The 26,540-nt window shown below is 63.5% G+C and carries 23 protein-coding genes; 5 read left to right on the top strand and 18 right to left on the bottom strand.

All coding sequences use genetic code 11. The features are described 5' to 3' along the window. Nucleotides 1-7: 7 nt before the first annotated feature. The 4 genes from fliE to QMG56_RS13185 form a co-directional block, all read right to left on the bottom strand. A complete protein-coding gene (gene fliE / locus QMG56_RS13200; protein ID WP_375713692.1) occupies nucleotides 8-376 on the bottom strand; it encodes a flagellar hook-basal body complex protein FliE in 369 nt (122 codons plus the stop codon). A 337-nt stretch (nucleotides 377-713) separates the two neighbouring features. Further along, on the bottom strand, nucleotides 714-2,006 hold the full coding sequence (locus QMG56_RS13195) for a glycoside hydrolase family 130 protein (protein ID WP_230189198.1): 1,293 nt from the start codon (nucleotides 2,004-2,006) through the stop codon (nucleotides 714-716). A gap of 409 nt (nucleotides 2,007-2,415) precedes the next feature. Beyond that, nucleotides 2,416-4,395 (bottom strand): cytochrome c/FTR1 family iron permease, encoded by a 1,980-nt coding sequence (locus QMG56_RS13190; RefSeq protein ID WP_230189197.1) that lies wholly within the window; start codon nucleotides 4,393-4,395, stop codon nucleotides 2,416-2,418. Between the two features lie 104 nt (nucleotides 4,396-4,499). Continuing rightward, the gene (locus QMG56_RS13185) at nucleotides 4,500-4,919 is read right to left on the bottom strand and encodes a helix-turn-helix domain-containing protein (protein ID WP_230189196.1); all 420 of its coding nucleotides are present in this window, start codon (nucleotides 4,917-4,919) and stop codon (nucleotides 4,500-4,502) included. A 67-nt stretch (nucleotides 4,920-4,986) separates the two neighbouring features. Here QMG56_RS13185 and QMG56_RS13180 point away from each other — a divergent pair, with 67 nt between their 5' ends. Both QMG56_RS13180 and uppP read left to right on the top strand, forming a co-directional pair. Continuing rightward, nucleotides 4,987-7,509, top strand: a complete 2,523-nt coding sequence (locus QMG56_RS13180; protein ID WP_230189195.1) for a cation-translocating P-type ATPase — start codon at nucleotides 4,987-4,989, stop codon at nucleotides 7,507-7,509. Between the two features lie 66 nt (nucleotides 7,510-7,575). Next, complete coding sequence (uppP, locus tag QMG56_RS13175; protein WP_230189194.1) at nucleotides 7,576-8,448, top strand: undecaprenyl-diphosphatase UppP; 873 nt, start codon at nucleotides 7,576-7,578, stop codon at nucleotides 8,446-8,448. 208 nt (nucleotides 8,449-8,656) lie between these two features. Here the strand turns inward: uppP and QMG56_RS13170 are convergent, their stop codons facing one another. Beyond that, nucleotides 8,657-9,070 (bottom strand): helix-turn-helix domain-containing protein, encoded by a 414-nt coding sequence (locus tag QMG56_RS13170; RefSeq protein WP_137788256.1) that lies wholly within the window; start codon nucleotides 9,068-9,070, stop codon nucleotides 8,657-8,659. Between the two features lie 89 nt (nucleotides 9,071-9,159). On the opposite strand from QMG56_RS13170, the gene QMG56_RS13165 reads away from it, so the two are divergent. Both QMG56_RS13165 and QMG56_RS13160 read left to right on the top strand, forming a co-directional pair. After that, nucleotides 9,160-9,531, top strand: coding sequence for a mercuric reductase (locus QMG56_RS13165; RefSeq protein WP_230189193.1), 372 nt, complete (start codon nucleotides 9,160-9,162; stop codon nucleotides 9,529-9,531). Further along, complete coding sequence (locus QMG56_RS13160) at nucleotides 9,524-9,751, top strand: GDCCVxC domain-containing (seleno)protein (RefSeq protein WP_088185132.1); 228 nt, start codon at nucleotides 9,524-9,526, stop codon at nucleotides 9,749-9,751. The genes QMG56_RS13165 and QMG56_RS13160 overlap by 8 nt, the downstream gene beginning before the upstream one ends. A gap of 82 nt (nucleotides 9,752-9,833) precedes the next feature. On the opposite strand, the gene QMG56_RS13155 is transcribed toward QMG56_RS13160, so the two are convergent. The 8 genes from QMG56_RS13155 to QMG56_RS13120 form a co-directional block, all read right to left on the bottom strand. Beyond that, nucleotides 9,834-10,034 carry a copper-binding protein gene (locus tag QMG56_RS13155; protein ID WP_137788257.1) on the bottom strand — a complete coding sequence of 67 codons (201 nt, stop codon included), beginning with the start codon at nucleotides 10,032-10,034 and terminating at the stop codon, nucleotides 9,834-9,836. A gap of 371 nt (nucleotides 10,035-10,405) precedes the next feature. Beyond that, nucleotides 10,406-10,756 carry a PDZ domain-containing protein gene (locus QMG56_RS13150; RefSeq protein ID WP_230189192.1) on the bottom strand — a complete coding sequence of 117 codons (351 nt, stop codon included), beginning with the start codon at nucleotides 10,754-10,756 and terminating at the stop codon, nucleotides 10,406-10,408. Nucleotides 10,757-10,767: 11 nt separating this feature from the next. After that, nucleotides 10,768-11,640 carry a retropepsin-like aspartic protease gene (locus tag QMG56_RS13145; protein ID WP_281822829.1) on the bottom strand — a complete coding sequence of 291 codons (873 nt, stop codon included), beginning with the start codon at nucleotides 11,638-11,640 and terminating at the stop codon, nucleotides 10,768-10,770. A gap of 23 nt (nucleotides 11,641-11,663) precedes the next feature. Further along, nucleotides 11,664-14,900 carry an efflux RND transporter permease subunit gene (locus QMG56_RS13140; protein ID WP_137788258.1) on the bottom strand — a complete coding sequence of 1,079 codons (3,237 nt, stop codon included), beginning with the start codon at nucleotides 14,898-14,900 and terminating at the stop codon, nucleotides 11,664-11,666. Beyond that, a complete protein-coding gene (locus tag QMG56_RS13135) occupies nucleotides 14,897-16,051 on the bottom strand; it encodes an efflux RND transporter periplasmic adaptor subunit (protein ID WP_230189190.1) in 1,155 nt (384 codons plus the stop codon). The genes QMG56_RS13140 and QMG56_RS13135 overlap by 4 nt, the downstream gene beginning before the upstream one ends. After that, the gene (locus tag QMG56_RS13130) at nucleotides 16,048-17,316 is read right to left on the bottom strand and encodes a TolC family protein (protein ID WP_137788260.1); all 1,269 of its coding nucleotides are present in this window, start codon (nucleotides 17,314-17,316) and stop codon (nucleotides 16,048-16,050) included. Before QMG56_RS13130 ends, QMG56_RS13135 begins: the two co-directional genes overlap by 4 nt. Before the next feature lie 52 nt (nucleotides 17,317-17,368). Further along, a complete protein-coding gene (locus QMG56_RS13125; protein ID WP_137788261.1) occupies nucleotides 17,369-17,869 on the bottom strand; it encodes a hypothetical protein in 501 nt (166 codons plus the stop codon). Further along, nucleotides 17,823-19,160 carry an MFS transporter gene (locus tag QMG56_RS13120; protein ID WP_137788269.1) on the bottom strand — a complete coding sequence of 446 codons (1,338 nt, stop codon included), beginning with the start codon at nucleotides 19,158-19,160 and terminating at the stop codon, nucleotides 17,823-17,825. Before QMG56_RS13120 ends, QMG56_RS13125 begins: the two co-directional genes overlap by 47 nt. A gap of 117 nt (nucleotides 19,161-19,277) precedes the next feature. Here QMG56_RS13120 and QMG56_RS13115 point away from each other — a divergent pair, with 117 nt between their 5' ends. Further along, the gene (locus tag QMG56_RS13115; protein ID WP_088185138.1) at nucleotides 19,278-19,547 is read left to right on the top strand and encodes a metal-sensing transcriptional repressor; all 270 of its coding nucleotides are present in this window, start codon (nucleotides 19,278-19,280) and stop codon (nucleotides 19,545-19,547) included. Nucleotides 19,548-19,580: 33 nt separating this feature from the next. Here QMG56_RS13115 and QMG56_RS13110 read toward each other — a convergent pair whose 3' ends face one another. The 5 genes from QMG56_RS13110 to QMG56_RS13090 form a co-directional block, all read right to left on the bottom strand. After that, nucleotides 19,581-20,156, bottom strand: a complete 576-nt coding sequence (locus tag QMG56_RS13110) for a YgjV family protein (protein ID WP_230189189.1) — start codon at nucleotides 20,154-20,156, stop codon at nucleotides 19,581-19,583. Nucleotides 20,157-20,283: 127 nt separating this feature from the next. Next, on the bottom strand, nucleotides 20,284-20,676 hold the full coding sequence (locus QMG56_RS13105; RefSeq protein ID WP_171007680.1) for a copper-binding protein: 393 nt from the start codon (nucleotides 20,674-20,676) through the stop codon (nucleotides 20,284-20,286). An 11-nt stretch (nucleotides 20,677-20,687) separates the two neighbouring features. Then, nucleotides 20,688-23,831 (bottom strand): efflux RND transporter permease subunit, encoded by a 3,144-nt coding sequence (locus QMG56_RS13100; RefSeq protein ID WP_137788263.1) that lies wholly within the window; start codon nucleotides 23,829-23,831, stop codon nucleotides 20,688-20,690. Beyond that, nucleotides 23,828-25,309, bottom strand: a complete 1,482-nt coding sequence (locus QMG56_RS13095) for an efflux RND transporter periplasmic adaptor subunit (protein ID WP_230189188.1) — start codon at nucleotides 25,307-25,309, stop codon at nucleotides 23,828-23,830. Before QMG56_RS13095 ends, QMG56_RS13100 begins: the two co-directional genes overlap by 4 nt. Further along, a complete protein-coding gene (locus tag QMG56_RS13090; RefSeq protein WP_230189187.1) occupies nucleotides 25,306-26,535 on the bottom strand; it encodes a TolC family protein in 1,230 nt (409 codons plus the stop codon). The genes QMG56_RS13095 and QMG56_RS13090 overlap by 4 nt, the downstream gene beginning before the upstream one ends. Nucleotides 26,536-26,540: the final 5 nt, after the last annotated feature.

Raw genomic sequence — 26,540 nt, 5'->3', positions numbered from 1 at the left:
AGACTGATCAGACCGGCATGTTCATTATATCCTTGTAGGCAGAAAGAAGCTTGTTTCTGACCTGCAAGGTCGCTTCGAAACTGATTGATGCGCGCTGCTGCATGAGCACTACCGACGCGATGTCGGTTGTTTCACCGCGTTCATAGGCCTCAGTCGCGACATCTTCCTGCTCCTGGAGGGTGTTGACCTGCTGGAGGGCATTTTGAAAAGTTGTCGCGAAGGATGCCGAACCGGCAGCGACACCGTCAACGCGGGCTGTATCGGTCGTTTGGCCAGTGTTCGCAACGGGGCGGGTGGCGGCATCCCGCAAGGCAGCATTTCGCTGCAGCACTGCGTTGCGAATAGCCATGACATCTGCAGCACCGACGCTCGTCACTATGGCTTCCTTCAGGACATCAGTGGGGCCGGGAAATCTGTCGCACTGGAATGAACCGCAAAGACTATAAGAACGCCCCCGCAGTCCTTGGTTACGCCGGATGCGTTACGATCTCGTTAACCATCATGATCGGGCCAAGGGTCCCGCACATCGAAACGCGCCGAGTAAACGGGATCCTCGTCTGGTGGTGATACCACTGATCGAGCACGCATTCATAAAAAGAAGAACCGACCTTCCAGTGGCGTGCGCAATGGCAATGACATTGGCTACGCCTGCCTGGCGGAATCTCGACGCTACCGCTGCCCTAAAAAGCGAATTACTGTCGGCCATTGAAACGTCACGTCATTGCCCTGACCAGCGCGTCGATCGAAACGGTCGCGAAGCGCGTATAGTTGTCGGCGACGCCGTAGGGCAGGAGTAGCGACCGACCGCGCACCAATCCGCCGCAGCTATAGACGACGTTGGGAACATAGCCATCGCGGTCGTCCACGCTAGGCTCGATGAGCGGACTGGCGAGGCGCCCAAGAACCTTCGAAGGGTCATTGCGGTCGAGTAGCGCCGCGCCGATGCTATAGTTGCGGACCTCCCCGACCCCGTGGGTGAGTAGCAGCCACCCTTCATCGATCTCGATGGGCGAGCCGCAATTGCCGAGCTGGATAAATTCCCACGACTCGGCCGGCTCGAGAATCTTTCTGCCGCCGACCCAGTGGAACCGGTCGTTTGAAGCAAACAGCCAGAGGTTCTCGCTGTCCTGTCGTCCGATTGCCATGTAACGCCCTCCGATCTGACGCGGGAACAGCGCCATACCTTTACCGTCAGCGAGGTCGCCGGTGACCGGGCGCATCGCAAAGCGATGGAAGTCGTCGGTTTCGAGCATCTCCTGCCGCACGCCGCGCAGGCCCAGCGCGGTATAGGTGCCGGCATAGGTGTACGTGCCGTCGGCGCGCTCCACGCGGGTTAGCCGCAGGTCCTCGATCCCGCCGCTCTGGCTTTCGACGAAGGGGAACAGGACGGTCTGCGACACATCGTGGCTGGCCGAGCAATCGAGCGAGAAGGGATCGCCGTCCTTCCAGTCGTCCGGCAGGATCAACTCCGGCGGAACCGAGACCGCACTGGGCGTATCGAGCATCACCGATCCATCCGCCGCCCAGATGCCCGTGCGGAACGTCACCGACGAGAGGTGGCCCTCACCTATCCCGCGCAGCGACAAGATAAAGCGTAAGGCGCCCGCGGGCGTCGCACCCTGGTCGGGGTGGGCGACCACGCTGGGGTTGAACAACGCGGCCGATTCATAGGAATACTCCGCACTGAAATAAGCTCCGATGAGCAAGCGCTGGTCGCGCCTGAGCGCAGCCTGGCCGGGTACGAGGTCCGCGACCGCTTCGAAACGGCGAAGCAACGTCGCCTCAACATCCGGATAACGCGCATCGAGCGAGAGGCGGACCCGCGCGAGGTCCCGATCGAGCTTCGCGGCGTCGAGGAAGAGTACGCGCGCAATGATGCGCGCGCCGCGCGACCGGCCAGCTATGGCGTAACGCGGGGGATCGGAGGGTAAGAACGGACGAGTCACCGTCCGCGCCGGATCGGGACGCAATAGGATCGGCAGGTGGGACACGGGAACGGTAGTCATCTGAACACTTATGCTCCCGTAACCCCATATGTTGGCTCGTGAAGGATGGGCATGATTGTGCCAAGCGCCGTCGTGCTCGCGTCCCTGCAAGCGGGTGGACGTCTCGAGCTCTTGAACGGCTCTACTGCGCAGTGAGGCGTCAGCGTGTCGCTTGATCCTGGATGCTGCCTGAGCCCTACGGCGTTCCAGAAGCCGGGATATCCTCGACGCTCTCCCGGCCATCGTCGTCGGCGGGGGCGAGCTGCTCCGGCGTCTCGTCTGAACCGCTAGGAAGCGAGTCGGGGTGGGGGTCGGGCGGCGCGCTTGCCATTGAGTTTCTCCTCTAGCCTAGCTTCTCAAACTTGTGATTTTCCAGATTAGTTCCGGTACTGCAAAGAGAATAAGGGGGTTGCTGGCTGGCGCGGCCGCATCAATCGGCAGCCGCGGCGGCACGGCGACGGTTCAGGAAGAAGCCGCCGAGCACCGCGATCAACATCAGAAGCTGGGCGGCCATCGATTGCAAGGTCGGGAAGATACCGAGCATGGAAACGCGGATCCCGCCTCCAAGCGGCGCAATGTCGATGATGCCGGCTTCCTGTAGCGCCGACACGCCCTTGCCGGCAAGGACGATGGTGAGGATTGCCATAAGCCAAGAACTGTAGGAAAAGAATTTCGCGATCGGCAGGTCGCGGCTGTAGCGCAGCATGGCCCAGGCGATGAGGCCGAGCAGAACGACAGCCGAGCCGGCGCCCGCCAACATCGTGCCGCCATTGCCCTGGGTCCAGAGCGCGGCGTAGAACAGGATCGTCTCGAACACCTCGCGATAGACGACGATGAAGGCCAGGCCGAACAGGAACCAGGCCGACTGCTTCGACAATGCGTGCGACATCTTCTGGCGGATGTAGCGTTGCCATTGGTCCGCCTGCGCCTTGCCGTGCATCCATATCCCCACGGAGAGCAGGACGACAGCCGCGAACAGCGACCCGAACCCTTCGGTAAGCTCCCGGCTCGCGCCGCTGATCCCGATCGCATAGGTCGCGATTCCCCATGTGATCGCGCCGACTATGAGCGCCCCGATCCAGCCGCCATGGACATAGGGCAGCACTTCAGGCCGCTCGGCCTTGCGCAGGAAAGCGATCATCGCGACGACGATCAGCAGGGCTTCGAGCCCCTCGCGCAGCAGAATGGTGAAGGCGCCCAGGAAGGTCGATGCGCTGCTCGCTGCGTCCGGGGACAATGCCGCGTCGGCATCGTCGAACAGGCCGTCGAGCACCTGGACGCGCTTGGCAACCTCGTCGGCGGGGCGACCTTGCTGGAGCGATGCCCGAAATTCGCCCATGGCGCTTTCGATGTGCCCCATGAGCGTTGCGTCGCGCGCGGTCAGCATCGGCTCGAGTGGCTCGAAGCCATCGAGATAGGCGGAGAGCGCGAGTTCCTTGGCGGCGTGGCGGTCGCCACCACGATAGGCCGCAAGGCTCTGTGCCAGCTTTGCGCGCGCGATGGTCAGCGAACCGGGTGCCTGCCGGATCACCGCGTCCGGGTGACGGCGCAGATAGGCGATCACCGCGTCTGCCTTGTCTGGTCCGATCGTCTTCGCAAGCACCTCGGGTGTCAGCCCCGCTAATGTCGTCAGGTCGGGGATCCTGTTCCGCAAGTCCGGATCGGACTTCCACAGCCGCTCGCCCTGGCTTGCAAGAGCATCGGGAAAGGCGAAGCGACCGGCATAGAAGGCCAACGCCCAGCGATCGTCGCTCGGCAAGGTCGCAAAGCTTTGCATCGCCGTCCCGTCGATGCCCTGGTCGATGACCTGGTAGAGCGCGAACGGGCTGCGCTGCCGCGCACGCACTACCTCGCTAAAAGCGATCGGCGGCGTCTTGAGCTTTGCAGCATCGGGGCCATGCCCATCCCCGGTCATGCCGTGGCAGCTCGCGCAATTCTGCGCGAACAAGGTAGCGCCGCGGGCCAGATCGGGCGCCTTGCTCGGCGCGAGGGGCACAGGGTACGCCTTGAGCAGATCGGCGGCGAGGCCATGGGCGATGCGGGCGACCTCCTCGGGCGTTCCTTTCGCGGCGATGACGCCCTGAAGTCGAGCTGCACCCGCGATCAGCTGCTTGCGCGCCGGCGTGGGCGACAGCGTCGAAAGGCGGGTCGATACCGAAGCCGCGAATTCGGTCATCTCGGCATATTCGGAAGGACTCTTCACCCGTCCGCCGCTGACAGCACCGCCATAATCGACCGCTATATAGTCGAGCAGCCGCCATGCCGTCTGCACGTCGGTCGTTTGCGCATCGGCAGCGACGCTTGTGGCAAGGGCAAGCAAGACGGCACCGAGAACCGCCAACACGCGCCACAGCGCAACCGTCCGCCGACGAATCGATAAAAGGTGAAGGCTGCCAGAAAGCGTGAACATACGTCGCGTCTACACCCTCTAGCTGCTAGAGGGTCAAGCAGTTTTGCGACTTATTTGCATTAGCTGCTGATAATTGCGAACGGTGACATCATCGACCGCCCTGCTCAGCCGAACGCAGTGCAATCCGGCGCCAATGTCTCGATGATGCGGCACTCGGAAATGGTGCCATGCCCGCACTGGACAATGACGTTGCTCAATTCGGACCTCAGCGTGTTCAGATCGCGAAGCTTTCGGTCGATTTCGGCGAGATGCTCCCGCGCGATCGCGTCCACCGCCTTGCAAGAAATATCCTTCTGGTCGGCAAGCTTGAGCAACTCCTGAACCTGGTCGATCGAGAAACCCAGCGCGCGAGCCCTGCGAATGAAACTGAGCCGTGCGAGATGTTGGGCGGTGTAGGCGCGATAGTTGTTCTTTGTTCGGGCGGGCGCCGCCAACAAGCCGATGCTCTCATAATAGCGGATCGTCTCCACCTTGGTGTCGGTGGCTTTGGCCAGACTCCCGATGCTGAGCGGCTCGGTGGACATATCGTTTGACCCTCTAGTGACTTCAGACTGTATAGAGGGTGTCATGTCGAAAAGTCGAGGTGACGCTATGTTCGATCAAATCGGGACGAGCCCCATAGCGATAGAGCGCCGATGGCGCTTCAAGGTGCAGGGGCTAGACTGTCAGAACGAGGTTCGGTTGCTCAGGGAAGCGCTGCTCCCACTCGGTGGAGATGAGCGGTTTTTGTCGTTCCAGCCGAAGCTTGGCCTGCTCGACGTCGACGTCGCGTCCGGCCTCACAGTCGAAGCCGTGATCGCGGCCGTATCGACCACCGGGATGACCGCTGAGCTAGACGGTCAGAGCGGTATCTCAAAAGATGCCGCGGGAGCCGATGGTTGCAGAAGCTGCTCGGGTGAACCGGCGCCCGTTGCCCAGGCCCTGCCGGACCGTCCGGACGGCGTCATTTTCGCAATCCATGGCATGGACTGCGGTGACGAAGTCGCGGTGCTCAAGCGCGAACTCGGTCCGATCGTCGGGCCGGAAAAACTGTCGTTCGATCTGATCAACGGTCGCATGTCGATCGCGAGCGATGCCGATCTCTCTCTTCACGCCGACATCCTAAGGGCAGTCGAACGCACGGGGATGCGCGCCGAACTGTGGAATGAAGGCGAGCGCAGTGTCGGTGCGCCAGAGGAACAGCGGCGGCGCCGTGTTCAGGCCGGGCTGACCATCGCAAGCGGCGCTTTGGTCCTGATCGGTTTTGCGATTCACGCGCGCGCGAACGGCTTCGCTGCGGTACTGCACGAGAGCCTGGCGCGCGAGGCGCACCCCCCGCTTCTGGCGATGCTCGCTTATTCCTTGGCGATTCTGTCGGCCGTTCGATACGTCGCGCCCAAGGCGATCCTCGCGGCGCGGCGACTCCGGCCGGACATGAACCTGCTCATGCTGGTCGCGGTGGCGGGCGCCCTCGGCATCGGCCAATGGTTCGAAGCGGCGACTGTCGCATTTTTCTTCGCCCTTGCGCTGGCGCTTGAGGCATGGAGCCTGGGACGTGCCCGCCGTGCCGTCGCCGCCCTTTTGGAAATCGCGCCGGATTCGGCCCGGATACGGGATGCGGCCGGCGTCGAGAGGGACGTGCCCGTTGCCGACGTTGCGGTCGGAACGCACGTGATCGTTCCGCCGGGCGGAAAGATACCGCTCGATGGCCAGGTGGTTGCGGGGACCAGCGCGGTCAATCAGGCACCAATCACGGGTGAAAGCGTACCCGTCACGGTCATGCAGGACGCAACCGTCTATGCCGGGACCATCAATGGCATGGGCGCGCTCGAAATCGTAACCACCCGGCCAGCCTCCGACACGACCCTCGCGCGTATCGTGCGGATGGTCGGCGAGGCGCAGAGCAAACGGGCTCCGACCGAACAATGGGTGGAACGCTTCGCGCGGATATACACGCCGGTCGTGATGGCGCTTTCCCTGGCGGTATTCCTCGTGCCGCCTCTTCTGCTGGGAGGCGGTTGGGCCGCCTGGTTCTATCAAGCGCTCGTGTTGCTCGTCATCGCCTGCCCCTGTGCGCTGGTCATCTCGACCCCTGTCAGCATAGTCGCCGGATTGACGGGCGCGGCCCGGCGGGGCGTGCTGATCAAGGGAGGTGTCCACCTGGAAACGCCTGCCCGCCTCACAGCGATTGCGATGGACAAGACCGGCACGCTCACGCTTGGGCGCCCCGAGGTAATCGAGCTTGTCCCGCTTGGCGGTCGGGGCGAGATCGAGCTGCTGGCGCTCGCGGCTGCCATCGAAGCGCGAAGCGAGCATCCGATTGCCCACGCGATCCTTGATGCCGCAGCAGTGCGCGGCGTCGATATCGTCCCTGCAACGGCGGTGACGGCCTTGCCCGGGCAAGGAGTCGTTGGCGCGATCGGTGGTCGCGAGATCTGGGTCGGCTCCCCTGGCTATCTCGGCGAGAGGCTGGGGGGTGCAGGCGATGATGAGCTTGCCGCCCAGTTGCGTCGAATCGCTGCGGCCGGACTGACCGGGATCGTTGTCGGCGAGGGCCAGTCGGTCATCGGATTAATTTCAATTGGTGATGCAGTGCGTCCTGAGGCCAGGCAAATCGTCGCGCAACTGCATGAACTTGGCATCGCACAGGTCGTGATGCTGACGGGAGACAGCCGCGCGCCCGCTCAGGCCATCGCGCATGAAACCGGTGTGGATGAAGTTTACGCCGAGCTGCTTCCCGAACAGAAGGTCGAGGCGATAGAAAGACTGGTGGCGCAGCATGGCCTTGTCGCGATGGTCGGTGACGGCGTCAACGACGCGCCGGCGATGGCGCGGGCCAGCCTCGGCATCGCGATGGGCGCGATTGGGAGCGATGCGGCGATCGAGACGGCGGATATCGCACTGATGCAGGATGATCTCTCCCAGCTACCGTGGCTTATTCGGCACTCCCGTGCGACGCTCACCATCGTCCGGCAGAACATCGGCTTCTCGCTTGCGGTCAAGCTCGTCTTCGGGGGGCTGACGCTGCTCGGAATGGCGTCGCTTTGGGGCGCGATAGCAGCAGATGTCGGAGCATCGCTCCTGGTCGTGCTCAACGGGCTGCGTCTTATCAATCGCGACCAGCGGGCGCGATAGCTCGGTTTCCGAGCGTCACGAAGCCACGATCTTCGCTCTTCGATCCCGCAAAAGGACCACATTGATATGGCCGGACAATGTACCGCGAGCATCGACACGGGCTTTGTGACATTGGGCTATGCCAAGGTCGCCCTCTTGGGCGTGGTGCAGGGCATTACCGAACTTCTGCCGATTTCGTCGACGGCCCATATGCGCGTCGTACCTGCCGTGCTGGGGTGGCGAGATCCGGGTTCGGCCTTTTCGGCCGCAATGCAGCTCGCGGCGCTCGCCGCCGTTATCAGCTATTTCTGGCAGGACGTTCGCCGTCTTGCCGTCGAGTCTGTGTCGGCGATCAGCCGCCGCGAATTCGGCGATCCCGATCTGCGTCTTGCGACCTGGATCGTGCTGGCGACGATCCCTATCGCGCTGGCGGGCGTGCTCCTTTCGAGCAGCCTCAATACCTGCAACTCGCCCCTTCGCGCATTGCCGGTGATCGGCTGGGCGTGTATCGTAATGGCGGTGCTGATGGCGCTCACTGAAATCCTGGCACGCCACCGCCGCAGCGTCGAGAACGCATCACTGGTGGACGCGCTGCTCGTCGGCCTGGCCCAGGTCGGAGCCCTCATCCCAGGCGTCTCACGCTCCGGATCGACTCTCACCGCTGCGCTCGCACTCGGATTTAAGCGTGAAGAAGCTGCGCGCTTTTCATTCCTGTTGGGCATCCCGGCTATCGCTCTCGCCGGATTGAAGGAATTGTGGGAGCTGCACAAAGTCCACCTCGACATGCACGGCTGGTCCATTCTGGCGGTCGGCCTTGTCGTCGCATCCATTTCGGCATTCGCGGCGATCTGGGCCCTAATGCGCGTCCTCGAGCGCTTCTCCGCCTGGCCTTTCGTCATCTATCGCGGAGTGCTTGGCGTTCTTCTGGTCATCGCGACCACCAACGCCTGGCTAGTCTGAGGCGTCAGCCTCCCAGCACATCGGGAAATGGGCATGGCAATGCCTCATCGACGCATCGCGATGCCTATGACTATGAGCTGCGCCCAATCTGGTATCCGGCGAATGGTCGTGCAGCTCAGTCAGATGTAGCCACAGTCCGATAGATACCAGGATTTCGGCGACGGTGAGAGGCGCCGTGACAGGTTCGCCGATCTTGCAGAAACATCGATCAAATCGTGCCCAATTGGGCGGTAGCAGACAATGTCGTGATCAACGGGCATCCGACCTGATCGCCGGCGTCGCAGGCACGAACGGTGTCGGCAAGCACGCGCTCCATACGCCTCAAGTCGGTAATCCGCGCGCGCACTTGCCGGAGGTGCGAAGCCGCGATTTCGCGGGCGTCGCCGCATGCCATATCTTCGGCGGTGGCGATTCCGAGCAGCGCCCGAATTTCGTCTAGCGTAAAGCCCAGCTCGCGCGCGCGCCGGACGAAATGGACCCGCGCAACATCCGCGAGGCCAAAGCTGCGGTACCGGCCCCGGCGGGCCGGCATAGGCAGCAGTCCGATACGCTCATAATAGCGGATCGTCTCAATGTTGCAGCGCGTGCGCCGCGACAGCTCCCCAATCGCGATGGTTTCCATGGCCGCCCCTCGCCTTTCGAAATTGGGGGTTGAGTCTGTAGTTCCTACAGATGGTAGAGTTCCAGCCAATTGATCGCAAGGAGTCGCCGATGATGTCCAAACCATATGTCCTGGGCCGCTTTTCGAGCGTGCGTGGGGCGCTGTTTCTCGCCTTCGGCGCAATAGCGTCGGCATTCGGCGTAGCCTCCTGCTGCGCCTTGCCGATCTTGCTGACCACCGTTGGCGTCAGTGTGGGGTGGCTGGGCGGGATCGCCGTTGCCGCAGCTCCCTATCGGACGCTTCTCCTCGGCTTGAGCGCACTTTGCCTTGTCGGTGGTGCGATCATGCTCTGGCGGCAACAGCGCGTGGCGATGACCTGTGGGCCCAACGGCGCCTGCACGCCGGCTGCCTTGCGTGTTGTGGTGTTCGTCGGCTTGACGGTCGGCGCGATCCTGCTCTGGCTTGGATATTCCTATGTCTGAGCGAGCGCCCCTTCTCGAATCGACTATCACTTGCCCGCAATGCGGCTCGGTGAAGGCGGAAACGATGCCGACGAACGCCTGCCAATATTTCTACGATTGCACCGGCTGCGGTGCCTTGTTGCGCCCGAAGGCAGGAGATTGCTGCGTGTTCTGCTCCTATGGAACGGTAGCGTGCCCACCAATTCAACTTTCGGGTCCAGACGCGTCTTGCTGCGCCTGACTGATCTCCATGGGGTCAGGCTGTTCTTCAAGACATCTCCCCCAGGCGGACATACTCAATGGCCGCCTCGGGCAAATAGTGCCTATTGCGGCCGCACGGCAGTGACCTCGGCGGCCACGCCTTGGGTCTGGACGTCGAACCCGATCCGCTCGCCCACCCGCAGGCCGCGAAACAGCGTCGGCGGATTAGCCTTGAACGCCATGGTCATTGTGGGCCAGCCCACCGCCGGAATCGGTCCGTGCTGGATCGTGTGCTTGTTCGCCTTGGTATCGATCGCGGTGATGACACCGACACCCTGCCCCGTCTTGTCGGCAGGCGCCCTTTGTCCATGCCCCCATACCGGACATGCCTTTCACATCTCCGCTCATGGATTAGGCGTGGGCCGGACCGGCGGCCAAAATGGCGGCGGTAAACAGTGCGATGCGTAGCGCTCTTATCATGACCTCCTTTTGCTGAGAGGCTGGGGTAGTTTCAAAAGATGGACGTAGCGGCCTGCGCAGCAGCAGCGGGTAAGCGGCCGCCAAAACGAACATTGACACCGGCGAGGCTGCCAGCATGCCACCGACAGAGTACGGCGATCCGGCTCATCACCTCCAAACCCGCGCCTAAACCGAGAAGTATCCGCAGCTTCCCTTTGCTTTCCTGCCGGACCGCTCAGTAGTAATCGGCAAGCTTTAGAATCCGCGTAGTTCCGTCCGCGACCTTAAGCGTTACCCGGCTTCCTGCGGGGCCGTAGCGCCATTGCCAAAGCAATCCCCGCGTATAGGAGTCGTCGATAGGACGACCGTCCACGGCTACGACGTGCTCACCGACAGCCCACCCCGCCCGATCCGCAGGGCTGCCGGATGCCACATGCACCACAGTCAGGTCAGTAGTGGAGGCGGCGAGGCCGAGGCCGCTTCGATCCTTCAGCATCGGCAGGCGCGCCCGAGGAGGGGCGGAACGCAACCACAACTGCCCTTGAGACACGTCCAGGACGATATCGAATTGTCCGAGCAACGGCATCCCCACATTCCCTACGTGCTCACCGAGGTCCACCGATCAAGGGCGAGCGCCGGAACTAAGGCGCTCGAGAGCGCGCCCAGGCTCACCGTGTCGGCAACGAAGGCCTTGACGATTTGCACTCCCTCGACCCCGCCAAGGGCGGCGGTGGAGACGGTCTTGCCGACGAGAACGGAGTGCGCCTCGATATAGGCGGAGGATAGCATCAACGCCGACGAACTGCCGAAATCGAGCATCAGCGGCACCGGGTCCAGTCCGGCGATGGATGCGAGCACAAACAATTCCTGTTTGGCACCGTGCCCGAGCGGGAGCGCAGTCCATTCCGGCCCCGGCACAAAGCTGGCCGGCCTTTCAAATGCGAACCGTCGCGTCGCAAAATCGAGCGCCACGCAGCCGCCAGCCAGCACGTCTGCCCCGAGCAGCATATCGATTGGCCGACCAAAGGCAGCCGAGATCGCCCCCAAGTCTGCGATCACCGCGAATGGGAGGACGGGAGCATAAGCGCCCAACATCACCGCGACATTGCGGACCAGATCGACCGGAGCCTTGCCGCTCAGGCCGTTGATCCGTCGCGGCTCCAGGTTCGTCAAGCCAAGCTTGGCCGCGAGCGGTTTGCTGATAATTGACGCGCCGCTTCCGCTGTCGAGCACCGCGTCGATTGCTACGCCGGACACCTTGGCAGGCACAATCAGCGTGTCCCCGGTTGCAACTTCTATCGGGTGCCAGACCGGAGGCGTGGCGAAGCCGCCCCAAGACTGACCCCGATCGGTCCTCGCCGCCCATAGCGGAAGCGGAATACTGGTTACGACAAGCCCGGCGGCCAGACATTTGAGTGCCGTTCGCCGGTTAGTGTGACAGGGCGTCACCTTTTCAGCCCAGCTTTCCACCAAATTTGTCGGAGGGGACTCCTTCACGCCGCCACAACCGTTCTCGGAGGCTCCTGGACAGTCTTCCCTTTCGCTAATAACCGGAACATTAGCGCCGAGATCGCCGGAAGAACCAGCAGCGTCAGCGCTGTCGACGTGATGAGCCCCCCAATTACCACGGTTGCAAGCGGTCGTTGCACCTCCGCTCCGGTTCCGGTGGCAAGCGCCATCGGGATGAAGCCGAGGCTCGCGACCAGGGCCGTCATCAGAACCGGCCGTACTCGTTCCATCGCGCCACCAATGATCGCGCCGTCGATCCCTTCGCCGTCATCAAGCCGCTTGCGGATCGCGCTCATCATGACAAGGCCGTTGAGAACCGCCACGCCCGAAAGCGCGATGAACCCGACCGACGCCGTGATGGAGAAGGGTATCCCGCGCAGGGCCAGAGCAAACACACCTCCGGCCAGCGCCATGGGAACGGCCGTAAACACGACCAGCGCCGGCCAGGCACCGCCCAGTGCCATGTAGAGCAGCGCGAAGATCAGGACGAAGCAAAGCGGCACGACGATCGCCAACCGCTCGGAAGCGGACTGAAGGCTCTCGAACTGGCCGCCCCATTCGGTGAAGGTGCCGGCGGGCAGCTTCACATCGGCGATCTTCGCCTGGGCTTCGGCGACGAATCCGCCAAGATCGCGGCCTCGCACATTGGCCTGGATGACGACCATCCGCTTACCGTTCTCCCGGCTGATCTGGTTGAGCCCCTCGGTGTAGGTGAAACGCGCGACTTCGCTGAGCGGGATGGAACGCGCGTTCCCGGCACCGTTGGATGGTAGCATGACCGGGATCGAGCCCAGGGTGTCGATATCGTCGCGCTGTGCGTCGGGCAGACGCACCACGACAGCGAAGCGCCGATCGCCTTCGAACAACAAGCCCGCTTCGCGTCCACCCAGGGCGGCCGCGACCGTACTGGCGACCTCCTCGACCGACAGGCCGTAACGGCCCGCCGCCTGGCGATCGACCTTGATGTCGAAGGTCGGCGCACCAGATGTCTGTTCCGCCTGCACGTCCGCCGCGCCTGGAATGGTCCGCAGCGCTGTCGCGATTCTGCCTCCCGCCTCGCTCATCGCGTCCAGGTCGTCGCCATAGAGCTTCACCGCGACGTCAGAGCGGACGCCCGCGATCAGCTCGTTGAACCGCATCTGGATCGGTTGCTGGATTTCGGTGCGGTTGCCGATCAGCGGCTTCATCCGTTCCTCGATCCGCCGAAGGATGTCCTCCTTGGATTTGACCTCGGCGGGCCACTCCTTTTCAGGCTTTGGGATGACATAGGTATCGGACGCATTAGGCGGCATCGGATCGGTACCCAGATCGGCATTGCCGTTCTTGGAAAAGACCAATGCCACCTCGGGTAACGTCTTGAGTGCATTTTCGATCTGGAGCTGCATCGCGGTCGACTGGTCGATCGAGGCGGACGGAATACGGAAGTTGGTGACCGTGATGTCCTTCTCGTCGAGCTGCGGCATGAACTCCTGACCAAGCGTGCCGAACAGCAGCACCGCCGCCGCAAACACGCCTACGCCGCCCAGGATGAACGGCATTGGCCGCGCCACGGCGCGGGTGAGCGCTGGCTGATATTTCTCCTTGAACCAGCGGATCGATCTGACCTCGGTCTCGCTGACCTTGCCGGTCACCAGCAACGCGACCATCGCCGGCACGAACGTGATCGACAGGATGAACGCGCTGGCCAGCGCCAGCATCAGCGTGATCGCCATCGGTGCGAACGTCTTGCCCTCCACGCCCTGGAAGGTGAGCAAAGGTATGAACACGAGGAAGATGATGGCCTGGCCATAGACGGTTGGCCGGACCATCTCCTGCGCGGCGTGAGTGGTTTCAGCGAGACGTTCGGTCCGTGTCAGCAGCCTGCCTTCGCGGTGCTGCCGCTCGGCGAGGCGCCGGAGCGCGTTTTCGACGATGATGACCGCGCCGTCGACGATCAGGCCGAAATCCAGCGCGCCGAGACTCATCAGATTGCCCGAAACACCAAGCTCATTCATGCCCGCAGCGGTCATCAGCATCGTGATCGGAATCACGGCTGCGGTGATGAGCGCCGCGCGGATGTTGCCGAGCAGCAGGAACAGCACGACGATGACGAGCAGTGCGCCTTCGACCAGATTCTTCTCGACCGTGGCGATGGTCGCATTGACCAGCTTGGAGCGGTTATAGGCTTGGCTTGCGACAACGTCCGGCGGCAACGTCTTGTTGATTTCGACCAGCTTGTCGGCGACGCGATTGGCGACGATGCGGCTGTTCTCGCCAGTGAGCATCAGGATAGTCGAGATGACTGCTTCTGACCCGCCGACGCTGCCAGATCCGGTCCGCACCGCGCCCCCGATGACGACCTGGCCGACGTCCTTCACGCGCACCGGGACGCCGGCACGCGTGGCGATCACCGCCTCTTCTATGTCGGCGACCGAGCGCAGCCGCGCGTCGGCGCGAACGAGAAAGGATTCGCCGGCACGGCGGACATAGTTGGAGCCCGCCGACAGGTTCGACCGTTCGAGCGCGTCGGCGAGGTCAGTGACCGAGACGCCATAGGATGCAAGCGCGGTCAGATTCGGCTCGACGACATACTGCTTCACATAGCCGCCGTTGGAATCGACACCGGCAACACCCTGCACGGTCCGCATCTGCGGCCTGATGATCCAATCCTGGACCGTTCGCAGATAAGCGGCCTTGGCAACCACCGTGGTCAGTTTCTCGCCCTCGGGCGTCAGATAGGAACCATCGGACTGCCAGCCGGGCTGACCGTCGACCACCTTAACGCCCTTGCCGTCGGGATGTTCGAACGCGACGCTGAACATGAAGATCTCGCCCAGACCCGTCGTGAGCGGCGCGAGTTGGGGTTGAACGCCAGCAGGCAGGCTGTCCTTGGCCTGAGCGACCCGTTCGGTCACCTGCTGCCGAGCAAAATAGATGTCGGTGCTGTCCTTGAAGACCGCGGTGACCTGGCTGAACCCGTTACGCGTGAGCGAGCGGGTCGTCTGCAGACCGGGAATACCGGCAAGCGCTGTCTCGACGGGAAAGGTGACCTGCTTCTCCATGTCGACCGGTCCGAGGGTCGGCACGAAGCTGTTGATCTGGACCTGGCGGTTGGTGACGTCCGGGACCGCGTCGATCGGCAGCAGGGTGATCTGCCAGGCACCGAACAGGACGACGAGGAAGGTGATGAACACAACGGCCCATCGCGCTCTGACCGAGAGCCCTAATATGCGCGCGATCATTCCGCCGACTCCTTGCCAAGCTCGGCCTTGAGAAGGAAGGCATTGGTGGTGGCGATCACCGTGTTTGCAGGGAGGCCCGAGGCAATCTCGACCATGCCCCCGCTGCGCGTTCCAACCCGCACGGTCTGCGCCTTGAACCCCTGGCGGGTTCGCACGAACACCACCGAGCGATCCCCTAGCGTCTGGACCGCATCCTGCGGCACATTCACGCCCGAGGCCACATCGCCGCCGCTGGCGAAGATACGCGCCTGGACAAGCTGGCCGGGTGCGATCAGGCCGCCGCCGCCGCTTGGCGTCACGACCACCGTCGCTTGCCGCGTCTGCGGATCGACCACGCCAGTCGCCGAGCGGACCCGGCCTTCCACCTTCTGGCCATTATTGGTCGTCAGTTCGGCCCTGTCACCCGCCTTCACACGCAATGCGTCCGCTGCCGGCATGCTCGCCTCGATCTGAAGGCGGCGCGGATCGGCGACACGGAACAACTCGGTCTCGGCCTGCACAAACGCGCCGAGATTGACGGGTGCGGACGTTATACGGCCGGAGATCGAACTGACCACCGCAACCGACCTGCCATCGCGCGAGACCTTTGCCGCGCTGGCGGCAGCGCTCGCTTGCCGGGCTTCGGCCTGCGCGACCGCCAGATTGGCTTCAGCGGTCTCATAGTCTGCCCGGGGCGACACCCCTTGATTGAGCAGTATTCGCTCGCGCGCCAGTTGTCGGCTTGCAAGCGTAACCCTTGCGGCAGCCGTACTGCGATCGGCGGCGATCGCCGACGCATCGCGGCTCTCGACAAGGGCGATCGTTTCGCCCGCGCTGACCGGATCACCGATCCGCTTGAAGATCCGGGTAACGGTGCCCGCTGCCCGGGCAGTGAGCACTGCTTCGGCATCTGGCGTTGCCTCAACGGTGGCACTGGCGAGGATGATGCCGGCGACGCCACCGGCTGCCGCTTGTGCAAGGCCAATCCCCGAGGTCTTGATACCATCCTGGTTGATCACGACCGTGTCGGTTGGAGCGGTGGAGGCGGCCGCCTCCGTCTCGGCTGTCGGTGCGGATGGGCCAGCCATTCTGGCGACACCGAAACCGGCAAGGGCGGCGAGGACGAGACCGATCGCGGCCCCGGCATAAAGCATGTTGCGTTCGGGGTTCATTGGATCTCATCTCCGGAAAGGGTGCGGCCCTGGAGGCGGGCGAGCTGCGCGCGCGCCTCGAAACTGGCGACTCTGGCATCGAGCACGATGCCGCGTGCCGCGCCAAGGCCTTGGCGGGCGTTCAACAATTCGACGAGCGGGGATTTGCCAGCCTCATAGGCAATGCGAGCGAGACGATAGGTTTCTTCGGCGGTGCGTTGCGACGCCTCCGCAGCAGCAACCCGCGACTGTGCGGCCGCAATCTGCGCCCCGGCCGCGCGGGCTTCGGCAATCGCATCGTTACGCGCCATGGCCAATCTGGCGGCGGCGGCCTGTGCCTCTGCTTGCGAGGCAGCAATATTGCCACGGTTGCGATCGAAGATGTTGAGCGGGATCGAGACGCCTGCCGTCAGTGCGGTCGCATTCTCATAATCGAGACGCCGCACGCCGACGATTGCCGTCACATCGGGGATTGCCCGCTTCTGTTCGGCGGTCAGGCGGCGCTCGGCAGCCTCTCGCTCTGCCTGCGCGGCAAGAAAGGACGAACTCGTCATCGGATCGACTGGGCCATAAGTCGGTGCCGCGACCGGCACGGCCAGGAGCGATTCCGATAAGCCGGTGAAGGTCTCTTCGACGCCGGCGAGTGCGGAGAGACGGGCATAGGCCGCAATGCGATCCGCTTTCGCCCCTTCAAGATCGGCGGTCACGGCGTTCAGCGCGGCTTCTGCTTGCAGGGCGCGCAGCCGCGCTTCCTTGCCGGCATCGACCAGCACGCGAGCGGCGCGCAGGATATTCTGCGCTTGCTCGACCTCGCCTTCGGCCAGCATTATCCGCTGGTCTGAAACGTCCGCCGCTGCATAAGCGCGCGCAAGATCATAAGCGTAGCGGATCTTCGCATCACGATCGCGGGCGCGGGACGCGGCGACGCCGGCCTCTCCGGCTGCGATCCTCGCCGAACGCTTGCCGCCGATTTCCAGCGGCTGGCTATATTGCAGTGTCGTCTCGGCGCGGTCGACCCCGCGATAGGGAGACGATCCCGCGACATTCTCGGTGAGAATGCCAATGGTCGGATTGGGTCGGGCGCGGGCCTGGCGTGCAAGACCTTCGGACCGGCGGACCTCGGCTTCGCTTTCGATGCGCCGGGGCGCCTCGGCGGTCTGGCGTAGCAGTGTAGCGAACGGCGGCGCCACTTGCGCCTGTGCGGGTGCGCACAGCGCCGCGACGCAGGTCGCGACCATCATGCCGGACACCACGCAACGCGGCAGCCGGCCTATAAAGGCTCTCATATTCTTATCCCCAAAAAAGGCTGCAATGACGGCACGCGCTACGCGCGTGAATTCAGCCTCGCGGGGGACGCAGAATTGACGAAGGTGCGATAGAGCGCGCCGCTTCGGCAGGGTCGCGCGCCCAGATTGCGGTGACAGGCTTCAAGAGCGCAACAATCACAGCCTGCGCAGGCACGTCGATTGTCTGGAGCACCGCATGAGCCGCCAGATGCATCAGGTCGGGCGTGTCCGGCTGCTCGGCCGGGGCGTGATCATGATGATCCCGATCGACGCTGATGACATGCGCGGCATCATGAATGTGCGGAATAGCGTCATGCCAGGTGGCAAGCGCCAGCATCCCGAACAGCGCCAGAATCGCCGAGAGCGCAAAAAGGCGCATGCGGGCACAGGCCCGCACCGAAGCGCGCAATCTGACCGACGATGCCGTCATGTCGTTACGGGTATCGCGAACACGGCCGGTCCACAAGCACGTCGCATGGTGCCGATCATGGCGGGCCAGACGAAAATCATTGGCGGGGCCAGCGCTGATGAAGTTCGTCGATGACGAACGCATGCTCCCGCGCCTTGCCGTGATCGCCGCGCAGATGGGGATGATCGGGCGCGAGATCCGCATGGTCATGGTTCACCGTATCTGGGTCGGCGCTGGGCCAGAGCCACAAAGCGGCCAGGGTTCCGACGGCCGCAATCGCCGCCATTGCCGCAAAGGCCGCCGTCTGCCCGATACTGGCGCCCAACAGACCCACCAGGGGATAGCAGATCAGCCAGGCGCAATGGCTGAGCGCGAATTGTGCGGCGAACAATGCCGGGCGGTCGTCGGCATTGGCCGACCGTCGAAGCAATCGGCCCGATGGCGTCACGCTCATCGAATAGGCGATACCGAGTATGAACCATCCGATCAGGACCATTCGCCAATAACCGGGCGCTGCCCCAAAGCTTGCCGTGAGCACCGCCAGAAGGGCGAGACCGATCGCCATTGCTGCCGCAGCACCAATCATGATCGTACGATCGGCGATCCGATCGAGGATGCGTGGCAGGGTCAGCGCGGCCAGGATCGAGCCTCCGCCAAAAGCGGCGAGCGTGAAGGCAACATCGCGCTGCGTGAGGCCAAGATTGCCACGCACGATTACCACCGTGTTGACGATGACCATCGAGCTGGCCGCGGCTGAAGCAAGGGTCAACGCCAGCAGCCCCCGCAGGCGCGGGGTCTTCAGATAGATGCGCGTACCCCGCGTGGTCTTGGCGTAGATGCCCCCAGTTCTTGGTTCTGATTTCGCCGCGCACGGCAGGACCGTCGTCACGACGAGCAGCGCCGAGCACAGAAACCCGATCGCCGTTCCCGAAAATAGCCAGTGGAAGTTGATGACGGTCAGCAGCCCGGCAGCGAGGATCGGGCTGGTCAGGCTTTCCATGTCATAGGCGAGCCGCGACAGCGACAGCGCGCGGGTATAGTCGCGCTCCTCGGGCAGGATATCGGGGATGGTTGCCTGGAAGGTCGGCGTGAACGCCGCGGAGGCCGATTGCAGCACGAAGATCAGGACATAGACCTGCCAGACCTGGCTCACGAACGGCAGGCAGATCGCCACCACCATCCGCACGAGATCCATGCTGACGAGAAACGCGCGACGTGGCAGGCGGTCGGCAAAGGCGCCAACGACCGGCGCGACACCGATATAGGCAACCATCTTGATCGCGAGCGCAGTGCCGAGCACCGCGCCAGCGCTGCCGCCGGCGATGTCATAGGCAAGCAGGCCGAGCGCAACTGTTGCGAGCCCCGTGCCGATGAGCGCGATGACCTGAGCCATGAACAGATGGCGATAGGTGCGGTTTGCCAAGACAGAGAGCACGTGACGCTGATCCAGTTCGCGTGGAATGTATCCCCCAGGGGGGATATCGACCATGCTTGAGCTATCCTCCTGGGGAGGATATGTAAAGCCTTGCTGCGCGTCGCACGGAGTTTGCGGATGACCGAACACAGGCACGAAAGTCACCCCGCGATCGTTAAGCGGCTCAACCGAGCGGGCGGTCATCTGCGGAGCATCGTCGAAATGATCGAAGCCGGGCGGTCGTGTGTCGATGTTGCCCAGCAGCTCCATGCCGTCGAAAAGGCGGTCGCCAGCGCGAAGAGAGCGCTGATCAACGACCATATCGATCACTGCCTCGCCCATGCCGAAGTAAGCGATGGTGTCGGATCGGCGGTCGAGGAGTTCCGGACGATTTCGAAATATCTTTAGCTTTGTCGCGCGATCGTCAGAATCTGACGAACGTCAATATTTTGTCCGGGCGGGTTGGGTAGAGGCAGATTTCGACAGGGTGATCGGCCAAAAACTCCTGTCCTCAACGGCGCTGCGCCGTCGCCCGGCCATGAATTTCAGCAAGTTTGCCATGTTCGAGGTCAGCGATACCAGATCCGTGCCCAATGCGAACAAGGCTCCGACCATCAAATTATGGGCGAGCCAAAACGGTGCACCGATGAGGAACAGGCCTTTCATCCGCGTGGTTGAGGTCTGCAGTCGTGCGAGACTGCCCAATGAACTGCCGGCAAATGCCAAGGCCGACGCTATGCCGTGCCACGTCACGACCGAGAGGCAGGCCAACAGAATAAGAGACGCTCCATAAAGTCTCGTAACCACATAGCGATCGCGCACTGACGCGGAAATGACGAGCTGTGAGCATGAAATGAGGCAGGCTATCGCAGCGGTGGGCGAGCCCAGCATCAGGAAATAGAGCGCGAATGCGGCAGCACCCGCGCTCTGGATCTTGACCACCGTTCGATAGTCACTGAAAAATGGCCAACTCACGACGCACAACAACGCCACGCAGCCGAGGGTTGTGGCAATCACAACCGCCACCGCGCAGTTTTCGTGAACTTGATCCGCTTTTCGCGCTCGGCTTTCTTTTTTCTCATAGCTGAAGCGTAAAGGAACGAGGTTAATTACGCTTAAAGGTGGCCCTCATAAAATCGGCCATTCAAGGCTTCTTTTGGATTGCCGTCACCTCACCGGCACTGCCAACAAGCGTAAGGTCGAAATCGACCTTGTCGCCGACCTTCGCCGCATCGGTGATTGTCGGCGCTGCCTTGAACGCCATCGTCATCGCCGGCCATTTGGCTTCCGGAATCGGTCCGTGATCGAGCGTGATCGTGCCTGCGGCCTTGCCGATCGCGGTGACCGTGCCATGCCCCTTGGCCTTGATCGGCGAAGTGGCCGCTGGCGCCATCGCCATATTGCTCATGTCGCCACTCATGGCGGCGGCGGGCGCCGCCTGGCTCGTCTCCGCCGCAACCGGCGTCTCCGCCTGCTTGCCGCAGGCAGCGGTCAGGGCGGCGAGGCCGAGGGCGATGGTCAGTCGTGCATAGGTCATGATCTTGTCCTTCATGATGAAACGGGTTGGTGGAGGGGCGTAGTCTTTCGTCGCCTGAGCAACAGATAGGCGGCAGGCAGTACGAACATGGACAGCAGCGGCGCGGTCAGCATGCCGCCGATCATCGGCGCGGCGATCCGGCTCATTACCTCGGAGCCGGCGCCCGATCCCAGCAAGATCGGCAGCAGGCCGGCGAGGATGACCGCGACCGTCATTGCCTTGGGGCGGACGCGCAACAGCGCACCTTCGCGCACCGCCGCTTCGACCTGATCGGCATCAGGATCGTCACCGCGCCCCTCCAGGGCATTTTTCAGGTAGATCAGCATCACCACGCCGAACTCGGCGGAGACACCGGCCAGCGCGATGAACCCGACGCCGGTCGCGACCGACTGGTTGAAGCCGAGCAGATAGAGGATCCAGATCCCGCCCGTGAGCGCGAAGGGCAAAGTCCCCATGATCAATGCCGCTTCATCGAACCGGCCGAAGATCATATAGAGCAACACGAAGATGATCAGCAGCGTTGCCGGCACGACCAGCTTCAATTTGGCGACGGCGCGCTGGAGATATTCGAACTGGCCGGAATAAGCGATGCTGACGCCGGGAGAGAGCTTCACCTGTTTCGCGACCGCACGCTGGAGGTCACCGACCACCGAGGCAAGATCACGGCCGCGGACATCAACATAGACCCATGTAGAAGGCCGGGCATTCTCGGTCTTGAGCATCGGCGGCCCTTCGGCGATCGAGACTTGGGCCACATTGCCGAGGGTGATCTGCTGACCCGATGGGGTCAGGACCGGCAGTGTCCGCAGGCCTTCGAGGCTATCGCGCAGCTCACGCGGATAGCGCACGCTGATCGGGTAGCGCGCGAGGCCCTCGACCGTCTCCCCGATGGTCTCGCCGCCGATCGCGCCCGAGACGATCGCTTGGACGTCGCTTATGTTTAGCCCGAACCGCGCCGCCGCGGCCCGGTCGATATCGACATCGACATAGCGCCCGCCGGTCAGCCGTTCGGCGAGTGCCGAACTGACCCCCGGCACGGTCTTCGCTACCGTCTCGACATCATGAGCAATGCGGTCGAGCTGGGCGAGATCGGCACCCGATACCTTGACCCCGATCGGGCTCTTGATGCCGGTCGCCAGCATGTCGATCCGGTTGCGGATCGGCGGCACCCAGACATTGGCAAGGCCGGGAAGCTTCACCGTGCGATCAAGTTCGTCGACCAATTTTTCGGGCGTCATGCCCGGTCGCCATTGATCGTGCGGCTTGAACTGGATCGTGGTCTCGAACATTTCGAGCGGGGCCGGGTCGGTGGCGGTCTCGGCGCGGCCGGCCTTGCCGAACACACTCTCGACCTCGGGCACAGTCTTGATCAGCCGATCGGTCTGCTGGAGCAACTGCGAGGCCTTGGCCGCCGAGAGGCCCGGCAGCGCCGAGGGCATATAGAGCAGGTCGCCTTCGTCCATGTTCGGCATGAACTCACCGCCAAGGCGCGTAAGCGGCCATGCCGTGGTCGCAAAGGCGAGCGCCGCGATCAGCAGCACCGTCTTCGGTCGCTGCATCGTCCAGTCAAGCGCGGGCCGGTAGATGTTGGTCAACCAGCGATTGACCGGGTTGAACTGCTCAGGCGGGATTTTCCCCCGGATCAGCAAACCCATCAGCACCGGCACCAATGTCACCGACAGGATCGCCGCCGACGCCATCGCGTAGGTCTTGGTGAAAGCGAGAGGTGCGAACAGCCGCCCTTCCTGTCCTTCGAGCGTAAACACCGGGATGAAGGAGAGCGTGATGATCAACAGACTGAAGAACAGAGCCGGGCCAACCTCTGCGGCAGCCTCGGTGATGACGATCCACCGCATCTCGCCCTCGAGATGCTTGTTCGGGTGATCCTGTTCCCAGTGCTCGATCTTCTTGTGCGCGTTCTCGATCATGACCACGGCTGCATCGACCATCGCGCCGATCGCGATGGCGATGCCGCCCAGTGACATGATGTTGGCATTCACCCCCTGAAACCGCATCACGGCAAATGCTGCCAGCACCCCCAAGGGCAGGGTAAGGATCGCGACCAGCGCCGATCTGACGTGCCAAAGGAACAGGCCGCAGACGATAGCGACGACGATGAACTCCTCGACCAGCTTGTGGGTGAGGTTCTCCACCGCGCGATCGATCAGCTGCGAACGATCATAGACCGTCACCACCTCGACACCGGGTGGCAGGCTTTTCTTCAGTTCGGTGAGCTTGTCTTTCACCGCCGCGATCGTCTCACGGGCATTCTTGCCCGAGCGCAGGATGACGACGCCGCCGGCGACTTCGCCCTCGCCGTTCAATTCGGCGATGCCGCGCCGCATCTCTGGGCCGATCTGGATTGTGGCGACATCGCCCAATCGTACAGGCACGCCGCCGGCCGCGGTCTTCAGCGGGATCGCGCGGAAATCGTCGAGCGTCTTCAGATAACCCGAGGCGCGGACCATATATTCGGCCTCGGCCATCTCCAGCACCGAGCCGCCCGATTCCTGATTGGCTTGGCTGATCGCCTGAACGGCTTGCTGATGGGTGACGCCATAGGCAGCGAGTTTCACCGGATCGAGCAGCACCTGATACTGCTTCACCATCCCGCCGATGCTTGCGACCTCGGCGACGCCGGTCCCGGTCTTCAACTCATAGCGCAGGAACCAGTCCTGCAATCCACGAAGCTGCGACAGATCGTGGCGACCGGTCCGGTCGACCAGCGCATATTCATAGACCCAACCGACGCCGGTCGCATCGGGACCAAGCGCGCTGCGGGCGCTGGCCGGTAGCCGTCCCTGCACCTGGTTGAGATATTCGAGCACGCGGCTGCGCGCCCAATAGAGATCGGTGCCGTCCTCGAAGATCACATAGACGAAGCTGTCGCCGAAGAAGGAATATCCGCGCACGGTCCTCGCGCCCGGCACCGAGAGCATCGTGGTAGTGAGCGGATAGGTAACCTGATTCTCGACAATCTGCGGCGCCTGTCCGGGATAGGAGGTGCGGATGATGACCTGCGTGTCGGAGAGGTCCGGCAGCGCATCGATCGCGGTCGATCGCACCGCCCAGACACCCACGCCGATGAGGGCCAGTACGCCGATCAGGACGAAGAAGCGGTTCCTGACCGACCAGTGGATAAGATGGGCGATCACTGGCCCGCCACCTTGGTCATGCGCCGAACGGTCGGTCCCGTAGGCGGCCGATCAAAGCCGAAACGCACGCCGTCGCCGGTCTTCAGGCCCCGCGCGATCTTGGGGTCGGGAAGCTGGAAGGTCATCGTCATCGCCGGCCAGCCGATGGCGGGCACCGGCTCATGGCTGAGTGTCACCGAAGTGGCGGTGATCTGTTCGATCTTGCCGACAGTCTCATATAGAGCAGCGGTTGAGGCGGATTTTGCCGCAGCAGCACCGCCGATCGGCCTCGCCTTGACACCCGAGAGACTCGCCTCAGAATCGATCAGGAACTGGCCCGAGGCGACGATCTTCTCGCCCTCGCTCAGACCCGCCAGGATTTCGGTGTCATCGCCGGCTTCACGACCGGTCTGCACCTCAGCGGGCCGGTAGCGCCCCTTGTCGAGCGCAAGCATTATCAAGGTCCGCTTGCCGGTACGGATCAGCGCTTCGGAGGGCACCAGCAGCGCAGGCTGCGTACTGCCGCCGAGCGAGACTGTGGCGAACATGCCGGGACGCAGACGCCCGCCGCGATTGGGCAGCTCGATCCGGACGGTGAGCGTCCTGCTGTCCGCCTGGGTCTGCGGCAGGATCGCCGAGACACGGCCCGACAACGTCTCACCGGGAAATGCGGCAAGTGTCGCCTGTACGCTTTGTCCGGGTTTAAGTGGCCCGGCGATCGCTTCGGGCACGGCGGCATTGAGCCAGACCGTTCCCAGGCCGTTGACCTCGGCAAGCGTCTGCCCTGCCGTCATCGTCATGCCGGTCCGGACGTCCAATGTCTTGATCACCCCGCCGGTCGGGGTGGAGATTGTGACGACATTGTGCGGCCGTCCCGTACGCTCGACAGATGCGATCGTGCCCGAGGGCATGCCAAGCAGCACGAGCCGCTGGCGCGCTGCCTGGGTGAGCGCCGCATTCCCGGTGCGACGGACCGCAAGAAATTCCGCCTGTGCACCGCCCCATTCCGGCACGAGAATGTCGGCGAGCGGCGCCCCCGCGCCGACCACGTCACCCGGCGCGCGACCATAGACTCGCTGCACGAAGCCCCCGGCACGTGCCTGGACGATCGCGACATCGCGCTGGTTGAAGTCGATTGTACCGGTCGCGGTGAGGCTGCTAGCCAGCTCGCCGCGTTGCACCGTGGCGATCCGCAGACCGAGCGCCTGCGAGGCGGAAGCGTCGACCGAAATGCCCGGCACCTGCGCGCTTGCTCCGCCCTCGTCCGCATACCGAGGGATCGTCTGCATACCCATGGATGAGAGACCCGGACCCTCATGGTGCTCGGCCGGTATCATCGGATCGTACCAATAAAGAATCTTGCGCGCTGCCGGCTTTACGGCCCCACCATCTTTTGTGCCCTGGAAGCCCGCTAGAGCGAACCCGAGACCGCCGGCAGCAAGCGCAAGAGCAGCAGCTGCGCCAAAGAGCCACCCGCGGGCTATCATAACCTGGCTCATCGATTTGCGCTCCGGTAGGTGAGTGTCAGCCGCGCACCGTCCGCGGTGACCAGGGCTTCACGATCAAGAGTCGTGATGGTGGCATCGGCCAGCGCGGCATAGGCGTCGGCGATATCGACGAGACTGGCACGACCAGCCGCATAACTGGCGGTTTCCAATTTCACGCGCTGCTCAGCGAGCGGTTGCAGTGTGCTCTGCGCACGCATCCATTGCTCATGGTGCATGACATGGTCGGCGATATCCGCATCAAGGTCGGCGGCGAGCGCGCGCCGCGAGGCCTCGCGTTCAGCCATCACTCGTCCGGCATTTGCCTGGGCTGCCGCGATCCCGGCATTCTGGCGACTGCGCGTGAAGAACGGCAGGCTGACCGTCACACCGGCCGAGACATAGTCGCCGAACCGGGGATCGCGGCGCTGGTAGGCCAGGTTGACACCAAAATCGGAACGCCGGCCGGCATCGGCTACGCGCACATCGGCATCCGCCTGCCCGGCCTGGGCATCGATCATCTGGATGGTGGGGTGGCGGTCGAGTCCTGCGCGCAGACCCGCTGCGTCGACCGCAAAATCGGGGATCGGTCCGGCGATCTCCGGCGCGGGGTCTCCGGTCCACCGGGTTAGCGTCGCGCGTGCCCGCGCCACGTTCGAGACCAGTTCACTGCGGCGATCCTGCATCGCGGCGACGGCTTGGCGCCCTGCAAGGGTCTGCGCCGGGCGCGCGCCTCCCGATGCGACCGCACCTGGCGTCGTTCCCACCACACGCTCGAGACCGGACAGAATATCGTCGAGCACGGCGAGCCTGCGCTCGGCATAGGCCAAGTTGATCCAGGCTAGCGCGGTGCCAACCTCGACCGTGCGCGCCTGGACTGCGGTATCAGCCTCGGCCGCCTTTATGTCGCTGTCGGCGCGCGCCTGTTGCGCATGGCGCTTGGCGAGATTGGGAATGTCCTGGGACACGCCGACCCGCGCCATGCTGAAATTGTCGCGCTGCGGCTCGAACGCGAGCGGTCCCGATACCGGGAAACTGTCGATCCCAACTGCAAGCGTCGGATCAGGCAGGGCGCCGGCCGCGCCGCGCACGGAACGGGCGGCGTTGGCACCGAGCGCCTTCGCCTTGAGCGACGGCGCTTCCTGCCGGGCGCGCTGGAGGGCCGCGTCGAAGGTGAGCGGCTCGGCGAAGGCAATGCCGGGGATTGCCGCTAACAGCGGCATACACAAAAATAATCGCATGGAGA

This window comes from Sphingobium sp. BS19 (assembly GCF_027925545.1).
Taxonomy (GTDB): domain Bacteria; phylum Pseudomonadota; class Alphaproteobacteria; order Sphingomonadales; family Sphingomonadaceae; genus Sphingobium.
The sequence above is the reverse complement of the archived record's forward strand: the minus strand, read 5'-3'. Positions and strand labels throughout refer to the sequence as shown.

What these genes read in the sequence shown, in the direction of transcription:
- QMG56_RS13195 (WP_230189198.1), bottom strand. Translation starts at nt 2,006, where the DNA reads ATGACTACCGTTCCCGTGTCCCACCTGCCGATCCTATTGCGTCCCGAT.
- QMG56_RS13190 (WP_230189197.1), bottom strand. Translation starts at nt 4,395, where the DNA reads ATGTTCACGCTTTCTGGCAGCCTTCACCTTTTATCGATTCGTCGGCGG.
- QMG56_RS13185 (WP_230189196.1), bottom strand. Translation starts at nt 4,919, where the DNA reads ATGTCCACCGAGCCGCTCAGCATCGGGAGTCTGGCCAAAGCCACCGAC.
- QMG56_RS13180 (WP_230189195.1), top strand. Translation starts at nt 4,987, where the DNA reads ATGTTCGATCAAATCGGGACGAGCCCCATAGCGATAGAGCGCCGATGG.
- uppP (WP_230189194.1), top strand. Translation starts at nt 7,576, where the DNA reads ATGGCCGGACAATGTACCGCGAGCATCGACACGGGCTTTGTGACATTG.
- QMG56_RS13170 (WP_137788256.1), bottom strand. Translation starts at nt 9,070, where the DNA reads ATGGAAACCATCGCGATTGGGGAGCTGTCGCGGCGCACGCGCTGCAAC.
- QMG56_RS13165 (WP_230189193.1), top strand. Translation starts at nt 9,160, where the DNA reads ATGATGTCCAAACCATATGTCCTGGGCCGCTTTTCGAGCGTGCGTGGG.
- QMG56_RS13160 (WP_088185132.1), top strand. Translation starts at nt 9,524, where the DNA reads ATGTCTGAGCGAGCGCCCCTTCTCGAATCGACTATCACTTGCCCGCAA.
- QMG56_RS13150 (WP_230189192.1), bottom strand. Translation starts at nt 10,756, where the DNA reads ATGCCGTTGCTCGGACAATTCGATATCGTCCTGGACGTGTCTCAAGGG.
- QMG56_RS13140 (WP_137788258.1), bottom strand. Translation starts at nt 14,900, where the DNA reads ATGATCGCGCGCATATTAGGGCTCTCGGTCAGAGCGCGATGGGCCGTT.
- QMG56_RS13135 (WP_230189190.1), bottom strand. Translation starts at nt 16,051, where the DNA reads ATGAACCCCGAACGCAACATGCTTTATGCCGGGGCCGCGATCGGTCTC.
- QMG56_RS13130 (WP_137788260.1), bottom strand. Translation starts at nt 17,316, where the DNA reads ATGAGAGCCTTTATAGGCCGGCTGCCGCGTTGCGTGGTGTCCGGCATG.
- QMG56_RS13125 (WP_137788261.1), bottom strand. Translation starts at nt 17,869, where the DNA reads ATGCGTTCGTCATCGACGAACTTCATCAGCGCTGGCCCCGCCAATGAT.
- QMG56_RS13115 (WP_088185138.1), top strand. Translation starts at nt 19,278, where the DNA reads ATGACCGAACACAGGCACGAAAGTCACCCCGCGATCGTTAAGCGGCTC.
- QMG56_RS13105 (WP_171007680.1), bottom strand. Translation starts at nt 20,676, where the DNA reads ATGACCTATGCACGACTGACCATCGCCCTCGGCCTCGCCGCCCTGACC.
- QMG56_RS13095 (WP_230189188.1), bottom strand. Translation starts at nt 25,309, where the DNA reads ATGAGCCAGGTTATGATAGCCCGCGGGTGGCTCTTTGGCGCAGCTGCT.
- QMG56_RS13090 (WP_230189187.1), bottom strand. Translation starts at nt 26,535, where the DNA reads ATGCGATTATTTTTGTGTATGCCGCTGTTAGCGGCAATCCCCGGCATT.